Origin of the sequence: Streptomyces sp. NPDC005805 (genome assembly GCF_040630445.1) — a bacterium.
Taxonomy (GTDB): domain Bacteria; phylum Actinomycetota; class Actinomycetes; order Streptomycetales; family Streptomycetaceae; genus Streptomyces.
In genome coordinates this window covers 107,340-117,875 of the sequence record NZ_JBEXXN010000020.1, presented here as the reverse complement: position 1 = coordinate 117,875, position 10,536 = coordinate 107,340, and the positions used below count along the sequence as shown (strand labels likewise).

Genomic DNA, 10,536 nt, shown 5'->3' with positions numbered 1-10,536 from the left:
GCCCCCCCCCGGCGGGGGCCGCCCGCCCCGGGGGGGGGGGGGGCGCCCCCTCGGGACGGTGAACCGGGCGGGGTCAGCCCTCGACGCCCAGGCGCTGGAGGATCAGCTCCTTGACGCGGGCCGCGTCCGCCTGGCCGCGGGTGGCCTTCATGACCGCGCCGACCAGGGCGCCGGCCGCCGCGACCTTGCCGCCGCGGATCTTGTCCGCGATGGCCGGGTTGCCCGCGATGGCCTCGTCCACGGCGGTGCCGAGCGCGCCCTCGTCCGAGACGACCTTGAGGCCGCGCTTCTCGACGACCTGGTCCGGGTCGCCCTCGCCGGCGAGGACGCCCTCGATGACCTGGCGGGCCAGCTTGTCGTTGAGCTCGCCGGAGGCGACCAGCGCGGCCACCCGGGCGACCTGCGCCGGGGTGATCGCCAGCTCGTCCAGGGAGACGCCCGACTCGTTGGCGCTGCGGGCCAGTTCGCCCATCCACCACTTGCGCGCGGCGGCCGCGTCGGCGCCCGCCTCCGTGGTGGCGACGATCAGGTCGACCGCGCCCGCGTTGAGGATCGACTGCATGTCGACCGGCGAGATCCCCCACTCCTCGCGGAGCCGGTTGCGGCGCACCCGCGGCAGCTCGGGCAGCTGGGCCCGCAGTTCCTCGACCCACTCGCGCGAGGGCGCGACCGGGACCAGGTCGGGCTCGGGGAAGTAGCGGTAGTCCTCCGCTTCTTCCTTGACCCGGCCCGAGGTGGTGGAGCCGTCGTCCTCGTGGAAGTGGCGGGTCTCCTGGACGATGGTGCCGCCCGAGGAGAGGACCGCGGCGTGCCGCTGGATCTCGTACCGGGCCGCCCGCTCGACGCTGCGCAGCGAGTTGACGTTCTTGGTCTCGGAGCGGGTGCCGAACTTCTCGGTGCCGTGGGGGCGCAGCGACAGGTTCACGTCGCAGCGCATCTGGCCCATCTCCATCCGGGCGTCGGACACACCGAGGGCCCGGATCAGCTCCCGCAGCTCGGCGACGTACGCCTTGGCGACCTCGGGGGCCCGCTCGCCCGCGCCCGTGATGGGCTTGGTGACGATCTCGATGAGCGGAATGCCGGCGCGGTTGTAGTCCAGCAGGGAGTGGGACGCGCCGTGGATACGGCCGGTGGCGCCGCCGACGTGGGTCGACTTGCCGGTGTCCTCCTCCATGTGGGCGCGCTCGATCTCGACGCGGAAGACCTCGCCGTCCTCCAACTGGACGTCCAGATAGCCGTTGAAGGCGATCGGCTCGTCGTACTGGGAGGTCTGGAAGTTCTTCGGCATGTCCGGATAGAAGTAGTTCTTCCGGGCGAAGCGGCACCACTCGGCGATCTCGCAGTGCAGCGCGAGACCGATCTTGACGGCCGACTCCACGCCGACCGCGTTGACGACCGGGAGCGAGCCGGGCATGCCGAGGCAGGTGGGACAGGTCTGCGCGTTGGGCTCGGCGCCCAGCTCCGTGGAGCATCCGCAGAACATCTTGGTCTTGGTGCCGAGCTCGACATGGACCTCCAGGCCCATGACGGGGTCGTAGGACGCGAGGGCGTCCTCGTACGACACCAGTTCAGTGACGGTCACGGTGAAACTTTCCCTCTCAGCCCAGCAGGACGTCGTCGTCGCCGAGCCGCTTCAGCTCGCGGTAGAGGATGGCCAGGCCGGTGACGATCGCGGCGGCGGACACCGCGGCGTCCGCGAGGCGCAGGAAGTCGTTGTCCTGGCGGGCCATCTTGATCTGCTTGGCGACGCTCAGGCCGCCGAAGGCGGTGCTGGCCAGCGAGACGTAGAGACCGGTCTTGGACTTCTTGAAGTTCTTGGCCTTCTTTGCCATGGCGCTCATAGCGACGGAGCCTCCTCAAGCAGCGGATGACCCCACTTTTCCACGAAGGCGGCCTCGACGGCGGCTCCGACCTTGTACAGCCGGTCGTCCTTCATGGCGGGGGCGATGATCTGGAGCCCGACGGGCAGGCCGTCCTCGGGCGCGAGACCGCACGGCAGGGACATCGCCGCGTTGCCGGCCAGGTTGGTCGGAATGGTGCACAGGTCGGCGAGGTACATCGCCATCGGGTCGTCGGCGCGTTCGCCGATCGGGAAGGCGGTGGTCGGGGTCGTCGGGGAGACGATCACGTCGACCTGCTCGAACGCCTTCTCGAAGTCCCGTGTGATGAGGGTGCGGACCTTCTGGGCCGAGCCGTAGTACGCGTCGTAGTAGCCGGAGCTGAGCGCGTAGGTGCCGAGCATGACGCGGCGCTTGACCTCGGGGCCGAAGCCGGCCTCGCGGGTCAGGGCGGTGACCTCCTCGGCAGACCTCGTGCCGTCGTCGCCGACCCGCAGGCCGTAGCGCATGGCGTCGAAGCGGGCCAGGTTGGAGGAGCACTCGGACGGCGCGATCAGGTAGTACGCGGCGAGCGCCAGGTCGAAGGACGGGCAGTCCAGCTCGACGATCTCGGCGCCCAGCTCCTTCAGCAGCTCCACCGACTCGTCGAAACGCTGCACGACGCCGGCCTGGTAGCCCTCGCCGCGGAACTGCTTGACGACGCCGACCCGCATCCCCGCGACGCTGCCGTTGCGCGCGGCCTCGACGACCGGCGGGACGGGGGCGTCGATGGAGGTGGAGTCGAGCGGGTCGTGCCCGGCGATGACCTCGTGCAGCAGGGCCGCGTCGAGGACCGTGCGGGCACAGGGGCCGCCCTGGTCGAGGGAGGAGGAGAAGGCCACCATGCCGTAGCGGGAGACCGCGCCGTAGGTGGGCTTCACGCCGACGGTGGCGGTGACGGCGGCGGGCTGGCGGATGGAGCCGCCGGTGTCCGTGCCGATGGCCAGCGGGGCCTGGAAGGAGGCGAGGGCGGCGGAGGAGCCGCCGCCGGAACCGCCGGGGATGCGGGTCAGGTCCCAGGGGTTGCCGGTGGGGCCGTAGGCGCTGTTCTCGGTGGAGGACCCCATGGCGAACTCGTCCATGTTGGTCTTGCCGAGGATGACCACGTCGGCGGCCTTGAGGCGCTGGGTGAGCGTCGCGTCGTACGGCGGGATCCAGCCTTCGAGGATCTTGGAGCCGACGGTGGTCGGCACGCCCTCGGTGGTGAAGATGTCCTTCAGCGCGAGCGGCACACCCGCGAGCGGGCCCAGCTTCTCGCCGCGCTCCCGCTTCTCGTCGACGGCGCGGGCCTGCGCGAGGGCGCCCTCGCGGTCGACGTGAAGGAAGGCGTGGACCTTCTCGTCCACGGCCTCGATGCGGGCCAGGTGGGCCTCGGTCACCTCGACGGCGGTGAGCTCGCCGGCGGCGATCCTCGCGGCCGTCTCGGCCGCGGTGAGCTTGATGATGTCCGTCATCGTGATCAGTCCTCCCCCAGGATCTGCGGGACCTTGAAACGCTGCTGCTCCTGGGCAGGGGCGCCGGAGAGGGCCTGCTCGGGGGTGAGCGACGGACGGACCTCGTCCGCGCGCATGACGTTGGTCAGCGGCAGCGGGTGGGAGGTGGGCGGGACGTCTTGGTCGGCGACCTCGGCGACGCGGGCGACCGCGCCGATGATGTCGTCGAGCTGTCCGGCGAAGTGGTCGAGCTCTTCACCGGACAGCTCCAGGCGCGCCAGCCGGGCGAGGTGGGCGACCTCCTCGCGCGTGATGCCAGGCATGCAGCGATCCTCAGGGGTGAGTGCGATGGTTTCGGCTCAATCCTATGGGGCGCGCCGGGGTGCCCGTGAAACGGTTTCCGGGGCGGGCGGGCAGCGGCCTCCGGGGCGCCTCTCCGGGTGACCGTCCGGGGCGCGGGCGGCACGGTGCCCGGCGGGGCACGCGGGCGGGGCAGGCCGGGGCGCACGTGCGGCGCGGGGGCAATACACCTAGGTGACCGCCCGGCGCGGGGACGGCTGCTGCGGCGGGCGCTTGCCCGGCTGGAGGGACGGCCGGTGCCAGCCGCGCTCGCCCCGGGCGAGCAGCCACGCCGTGGTCTCCTGCGGCGGCATCGCGGCCGCGACCAGCCAGCCCTGCACCGCGTCGCAGCGCAGATCGCGCAGCCGCTCCCAGGTCTCGTCGTCCTCGACGCCCTCCGCGACGACCAGCAGGCCCAGCGAGTGGGCGAGGTCCACGGTGCAGCGGACGATCTCCGCGTCCTCCGCGTCCCGGGCGAGACGGGCCACGAAGGAGCGGTCGATCTTCAGCTCGCTGACGGGCAGCCGGCGCAGATGGACGAGGGAGGAGTAGCCGGTGCCGAAGTCGTCGAGGGACATCTTCACGCCGTGGTCGGCGAGCCCGGCGAGGGTGTCGGCGGCCCGCTGCGGGTCCTCCAGCAGGACGTGCTCGGTGATCTCCAGCTGGAGGGCGCCCGGCGGGACGCCGTGCCGGGCCAGCCGGGCGGCGACCGCGCCCGCGAAGCCGGGGGTGTGCACGTCCCGGGGGGAGACGTTGACGGCGACGGGGACGTTGAGGCCCTGCGCGCGCCAGCGGGCGACCTGGGCGAGGGCGGTCTCCAGGACGTACTCGGTCAGATGGGGCATCAGCCCGGAGGACTCGGCGATGGCGATGAACTCGTCCGGGGGGACCCGGCCGCGCTCGGGGTGCACCCAGCGCACCAGGGCCTCCAGGCCGGAGACCTGGCCGTCGAAGCGGACCTTGGGCTGGTAGTGCAGTTCGACGTCGCCCGCGTCCAGGGCGCGGCGCAGGTCGCCGAGGAGGCCGAGCCGGTCGGGGGTGTTGCTGTCGCGCTTGGACTCGTACACCTCCACGCCGGTGCGGTCCCGCTTGGCCTGGTACATCGCGACGTCGGCCCGGCGGAGCAGCCCCTCCGCGTCGAGGGCGTGATCGGGGAAGACGGCGAGGCCGGCGCTGGCCTCCAGGACGAGGGTGAGGCCGTCCAGGTCGAGCGGGGAGGAGAGTTCGGCGACGAGGTGGCGGGCGACGCGCTGGGCGCTGGTGGTGGAGTCGGCCGTGGGCAGCAGGACGGCGAACTCGTCGCCGCCGAGCCGGGCCGCCTCCGCGCCCCGGGGCAGGGCGAGGCGCAGCCGCTCGGCTATCTGGAGCAGCAGCCGGTCGCCGGCGAGGTGGCCGAGGGTGTCGTTCACGGACCGGAAGCGGTCCAGGTCGATCAGGACCAGGGCGGAGCGGGCGCCGCTGCTCTCGGCGTCCTCCAGGGCGGTCCAGGTGCGCTCCAGCAGCCACTGCCGGTTGGGGAGCCCGGTGAGCGGGTCCTTGAGCTGCTCCTCGGCGCGGGCGCGGGCGATCCACAGGGTGGAGTCGAGGGCGATCAGCGGGACGGCGAACAGCGGCAGCAGCAGCGGGACGGCGACGGCGACCACGCAGATGAGCGGGGCGATCCCGACGAGGGCGAGGGCGAACAGCCCCTGCCGCAGCAGCGCGGTGCGGGCGACCGTGGGCAGCCCGCCGGCCTGGGGCGCGAGGACGTACCAGAGCAGCAGCCGGGTCACGGCGAGATACGCGGTGGCGGCGAGGACGACCTCGGGCACCGCCCCCACGCTCCAGGCGAGCGGGTCCCAGGGCTCCTCGACGGTCGGGACGACGCCGAAGGCGGCGAGAACGAGGGCGGCCGCCCCGATGCCGAGGATGTCGACGGCGCCGTGCAGCAGGGCCTGGCGCCGTCTGCCCCGCCCGGCGGCCCCGGCGAGGGCGACCACGGAGACGCTGACCAGCGAGGCGGGCACCCAGCCGTAGAGCAGGAGGGTGGCCAGGGCGAGAGCGGCGCCGGAGCCGGTGCCGCCCCACCAGCGGTCCCGGCCGAGGGCGACCAGGTGGCCGACGATGATCCCGGTGAGCAGCGCGAGGGAGAGTCCGGCCGCGCCGCCGGGGAACAGGGCGCCGCCGCCGCGGACGGTGAGGACGGCGCCGGCCGCCAGCAGCAGCCCGGCCGCCGCGACGACGGCCGCGGTGAGGCCGGGGACGGCGCCCGCGAGGGCCGCGAGTGCACGCGGCCGCGAGACCGGGGCGGCGCTCTCGGTCGGTTCCATTCCCGTCCCTCTCACAGCCGGCGGTGCCGATGCCCTGGTACTGCCGGGTCGACCGCCCCCGGGCCGCCCGGCGGACCGGACGGCACCCGGTGACGACGTCCCATGTCGTGCCACCACGACCGGAATTCACGCCACACGGCCGCGCACGACAGGCGCACAGGTCAACACTAGGCCGCGGGACGCTCGAACGGGCAGCGCTCTACTGTCCTTGCCCGAATGCGACCCCGCCACCCTTGTTCATCTGATATGCACCGAACCGGTGACCTGTACTCGGCGTTCCACCGGCGGGCGACCCATCGCATTCCGGCCTCGCGCGCCCCCTGTGAGCGCCCCCGCGCCCCCCGGCACGAGCCGTGCCGGAAGCGCCGGGGCCCGTCTCACGCCCCCTCGGCGGCCTCCGCGGGCTCCTCGGGGGCCTCCGCGGGCGCCTCCTCAGGCTCCTGGTTCACGGCCACCCCACGTGCCGCTTCCGGCCCCTGCTCCAGAAGGACCGCGAAGCCCGCCTCGTCCAGCACCGGGACCTTGAGCTGAATCGCCTTGTCGTACTTGGAGCCGGGGTTGTCGCCGACGACGACGAAGCTCGTCTTCTTGGACACGGAACCGGCCACTTTCGCTCCGAGGCTCTGGAGCGCCTCTTTTGCGCCATCTCTGGTGTGGTTCTCCAGGGTTCCGGTGACGACGACCGTATGACCTTCCAGCGGACGGGGCCCCTCCTCCCCCTCCGGTGCCTCGTCCTCCATCCGTACGCCGGCCGCGCGCCACTTGCGCAGGATCTCCTGGTGCCAGTCCTCCGCGAACCACTGCTTGAGGGAGGCGGCGATGATGGCGCCCACGCCGTCGGTGACCGCCAGCTCCTCCTCGCTCGCCTGCTCGATCCGCTCGATGGAGCGGAACTCGCGGGCGAGCGCCTGCGCGGCGACCGGGCCGACGTGCCGGATGGAGAGGCCGTTGATGATCCGGGCCAGCGGTCTGCTCTTGGCCACCTCGATATTGGCGAGCAGCTTCACGGCGTTCGCCTTCGGGGTGCCCTGCTTGGTGGCGAAGACCATGGCGGTCTTCTCCTCACCCGTCTTCGGGTCCCGCTTGGGCAGACCGCTGTCCTTGTCGACGACATACGCCCTGATGGGCAGCAACTGCTCCATGGTGAGGTCGAAGACGTCGCCCTCGTCCTTCAGCGGCGGCTCGGACGGCTCCAGCGGGCCGGTGAGCGCCGCGGCCACGACCTCGCCGAAGAACTCGATGTCCAGCGCCTCACGGCCCGCGAGATAGGTGACCCGCTCCCTCAACTGGGCCGGGCAGGAGCGCGCGTTGGGGCACCGGAGGTCGATGTCCCCCTCCTTCATGGCCTTCAGGGGGGTGCCGCACTCGGGGCACTCGGCGGGCATCACGAACTCCCGCTCGCTGCCGTCCCGCAGATCGACCACCGGGCCGAGGATCTCGGGGATGACGTCACCGGCCTTGCGCAGCACCACCGTGTCGCCGATGAGGACGCCCTTGGCCTTGACGACCTCCTGGTTGTGCAGGGTGGCGAACTCGACCTCGGAGCCCGCCACCGTGACCGGCTCCACCTGCGCGTACGGCGTGACCCGGCCGGTGCGGCCGACACCCACCAGGATGTCGACCAGCTTGGTGTTGACCTCCTCCGGCGGGTACTTCCAGGCGATCGCCCAGCGCGGGGCGCGCGCCGTGGAGCCCAGCCGGCCCTGGAGCCGGATCTCGTCGAGCTTGACGACCACACCGTCGATCTCGTGCTCCACCGCGTGGCGGTTCTCCCCGAAGTGCGCGATGAACTCGCGGACCTCCTCCAGGGTGCTCACCACCTTGCTGCGCTTGGCGGTCGGCAGCCCCCACTCACGCAGCAGCGCGTACGCCTCGGACAGCCGGTCGATGTCCAGGCCCTCGCGGGCGCCGATGCCGTGCACCACCATGCGCAGCGGCAGGGTCGCGGTGACCCGCGGGTCCTTCTGGCGCAGGGAACCGGAGGCCGAGTTCCGGGGGTTGGCGTAGGGCTGCTCGCCGGCCGCGACCCGGCGCTCGTTCAGGGCGAGGAACTGGTCCATCGGGAAGTAGACCTCGCCGCGGATCTCCACCAGGTCGGGGATGCGGTCGCCGCTGAGGCGGTCCGGGATCTCGGCGATGGTCCGCACGTTCGGGGTGATGTCCTCGCCGACGCGCCCGTCGCCCCGGGTGGCGGCGCGGGTGAGGCGGCCCTTCTCGTAGGTGAGGTTGACCGCGAGGCCGTCGACCTTGAGCTCGCACAGGAAGTGGTAGCCGGGCGCGCCCACGTCCCGGGCGACGCGCTCGGCCCAGGCGGCCAGTTCCTCGTCGTCGAAGGCGTTGTCCAGGGAGAGCATCCGCTCACGGTGCTCGACCTTGGTCAGCTCCGTCTCGTAGTCCCCGGAGACCTTCTGGGTCGGGGAGTCCGGGGTGCGCAGCGCCGGATACTCCTCCTCCAGCGCCTCCAGCTCCCGCAGCAGCCGGTCGAACTCGGCGTCGCTGACGACCGGGGCGTCCTTCACGTAGTACCGGAAGCGGTGCTCGTCGACCTGCTCGGCGAGGCGCGCGTGCCGCTCGCGCGCCTCGGCGGGCAGTGCCGTCTCCTCGGTGGGCAGCACCGTTTCCCCGGCACCGCTCCGCCCGGCGTCGCCCGCCTCGTCCCGCTCTTCGCCAGCCACCGTTTCGTCCTCCCGTTTCCCGTGCCCCGTCACTCCGGGTTGTCTGCGAGCGATCTCGCGGCCCGGACGCAGTGGGCGAGCGCCGCGCGCGCGTACGCCGGCGAGGCGCCCGCGAGACCGCAGGAGGGCGTGAGGGTGACGGACTCGGCGAGAGTCCCCGGATTCAGCCCCAGCCTGCGCCACAGCGTCCTGACACCCATGACGCTACCGCCAGGGTCGGACAACGCCGCGTCCGTGGACGACACCACGCCCGCGAGGAGCCGTGTGCCGCCCTCGACGGCCTCCCCGATCGCCTCCTCCTCACGCTCGGTGAGGAGTCCGAAATCGAACGACACGCCCGCGACCCCGGCCCGCCGCAGCAGCGCGAAGGGCACGTCCGGCGCGCAGGAGTGCACCACGACCGGGCCGTCGTGCACCGCCACCAGCTCGCGCAGGGCGCTCTCGGCGATCTGCCGGTCGATGGCGCGGTGGGTGCGGTAGCCGCTCGCGGTGCGGACCCGGCCGCGCAGCACGGCGGTGAGCGAGGGCTCGTCGAGCTGGAGGACGATCCGGGCGCCGGGCACCCGGCGGCGGACGTCGGCGAGATGCGCGCGCAGCCCCTCGGCGAGGGAGGCGGCGAGGTCCCGGCAGGCGCCCGGGTCGCCGAGGGCGGCCTCCCCGCCGCGTCGCTCCAGCGAGGCGGCGAGCGTCCACGGGCCGACGGCCTGCACCTTGAGCGGGCCCTCGTACCCCTGGGTGAACTCCTCCAGCGCGTCCAGGTCCTCGCCCAGCCAGGAGTGCGCGCGGCGGGTGTCGCGGCCGGGGCGGTCGCTGACCCGCCAGCCGCTGGGCTCGACGTGCGCGTACAGGTCGACCAGCAGCCCGAGGGTCCGGCCGATCATGTCGGCGCCGGGGCCGCGGGCGGGCAGTTCGGCCAGGTACGGGAAGTCCTCGAAGGACCCGGTGACGGTCTTCGCGCTCTCGCGGGCGTCGCCTCCGGGCATGGATCCGACCCCGGTGGCGGGTGACCAGGGGAACGTGTTCGTGTCGCTCACGCCGGAAGCGTACGCGGGGCGGGCGGAGCGCGGCTCGACCGGGCGGGGCGCCTGGCGGGGCGGGGTGGGGGCGGTTGGGGGTGGGGCGGGGCCCGGGCCGGGGACGGGCCCGGTCCGGGGCGGGCCCCTCCCCCTACCTCCCGGGACGGACCGTCAGGTCGTTGATCTCCGCGTCGCGCGGCAGGTCGATCGCGGTCAGGATCGCCGTCGCGACCGACTCCGGGTCGATCCAGCGGGCCGGGTCGTACTCCTTGCCCTCCTGGGAGTGCACCTTGGCCTGCATCGGGCTCGCGGTGCGCCCCGGGTACACGGAGGTGACCCGGACGCCCGCCGCGTGCTCCTCGTTCCGCAGCGAGTCCGCGAGCGCCTTGAGCCCGTGCTTGGAGGCCGCGTACGCGCCCCACTCGGCGTGCGCGGTGAGCCCGGCGCCGGAGTTCACGAACACCACATGCCCCTTGGCGGCCCGCAGTTGGGGCAGGAAGAGGCGGGTCAGCTCGGCGGGCGCGATCAGGTTCACATTGAGCTGGTGGTGCCAGGTCTTGGTGGTCAGCTCGCCGATCCGGCCGAGGTCGACCACGCCCGCGACATGCAGCAGCGAGTCGATCCGGTCGGGCACGGTCTGGTGGCCGAGCGCCCAGGAGACGCGGTCCGGCTCGGCGAGATCGGCGACAAGGGTCCCGGCGCCGGGGAAGCGCTCCGCGAGTTCCCGGGCGCGGCCCGCGTCCCGGGCCACGAGGACGAGTTCGTCCCCGCGGTCGTGCAGCCGCCGCGCGACGGCCGCGCCGATGCCGGAGCCCGCGCCGGTGATCAGATGGGTAGCCATGCGGCCATCGTCGCACTCCGGGCAGGGCCGGGGGCCGGGGGCCCGG

The 10,536-nt window shown here is 73.2% G+C and carries 8 protein-coding genes; all 8 read right to left on the bottom strand.

All coding sequences use genetic code 11. The features are described from left to right. Nucleotides 1-73: 73 nt before the first annotated feature. Nucleotides 74-1,582, bottom strand: coding sequence for an Asp-tRNA(Asn)/Glu-tRNA(Gln) amidotransferase subunit GatB (gene gatB / locus ABZ457_RS14325; RefSeq protein WP_359157588.1), 1,509 nt, complete (start codon nucleotides 1,580-1,582; stop codon nucleotides 74-76). A 16-nt stretch (nucleotides 1,583-1,598) separates the two neighbouring features. Then, the gene (locus ABZ457_RS14320; protein ID WP_359157586.1) at nucleotides 1,599-1,841 is read right to left on the bottom strand and encodes a hypothetical protein; all 243 of its coding nucleotides are present in this window, start codon (nucleotides 1,839-1,841) and stop codon (nucleotides 1,599-1,601) included. Next, nucleotides 1,838-3,331 (bottom strand): Asp-tRNA(Asn)/Glu-tRNA(Gln) amidotransferase subunit GatA, encoded by a 1,494-nt coding sequence (gene gatA / locus ABZ457_RS14315; protein WP_359157584.1) that lies wholly within the window; start codon nucleotides 3,329-3,331, stop codon nucleotides 1,838-1,840. The genes ABZ457_RS14320 and gatA overlap by 4 nt, the downstream gene beginning before the upstream one ends. Nucleotides 3,332-3,336: 5 nt before the next feature. Continuing rightward, nucleotides 3,337-3,633: an Asp-tRNA(Asn)/Glu-tRNA(Gln) amidotransferase subunit GatC gene (gene gatC, locus ABZ457_RS14310; protein WP_018845281.1), complete on the bottom strand. Its 297-nt coding sequence runs from the start codon at nucleotides 3,631-3,633 to the stop codon at nucleotides 3,337-3,339. 207 nt (nucleotides 3,634-3,840) lie between these two features. After that, on the bottom strand, nucleotides 3,841-5,958 hold the full coding sequence (locus tag ABZ457_RS14305; protein WP_359157581.1) for a bifunctional diguanylate cyclase/phosphodiesterase: 2,118 nt from the start codon (nucleotides 5,956-5,958) through the stop codon (nucleotides 3,841-3,843). Nucleotides 5,959-6,335: 377 nt separating this feature from the next. Further along, on the bottom strand, nucleotides 6,336-8,570 hold the full coding sequence (gene ligA, locus ABZ457_RS14300) for an NAD-dependent DNA ligase LigA (protein WP_359157601.1): 2,235 nt from the start codon (nucleotides 8,568-8,570) through the stop codon (nucleotides 6,336-6,338). Nucleotides 8,571-8,662: 92 nt separating this feature from the next. Beyond that, the gene (locus ABZ457_RS14295; RefSeq protein ID WP_359157579.1) at nucleotides 8,663-9,667 is read right to left on the bottom strand and encodes a methionine synthase; all 1,005 of its coding nucleotides are present in this window, start codon (nucleotides 9,665-9,667) and stop codon (nucleotides 8,663-8,665) included. Between the two features lie 133 nt (nucleotides 9,668-9,800). Next, nucleotides 9,801-10,490 carry an SDR family oxidoreductase gene (locus tag ABZ457_RS14290; protein ID WP_359157577.1) on the bottom strand — a complete coding sequence of 230 codons (690 nt, stop codon included), beginning with the start codon at nucleotides 10,488-10,490 and terminating at the stop codon, nucleotides 9,801-9,803. Nucleotides 10,491-10,536: the final 46 nt, after the last annotated feature.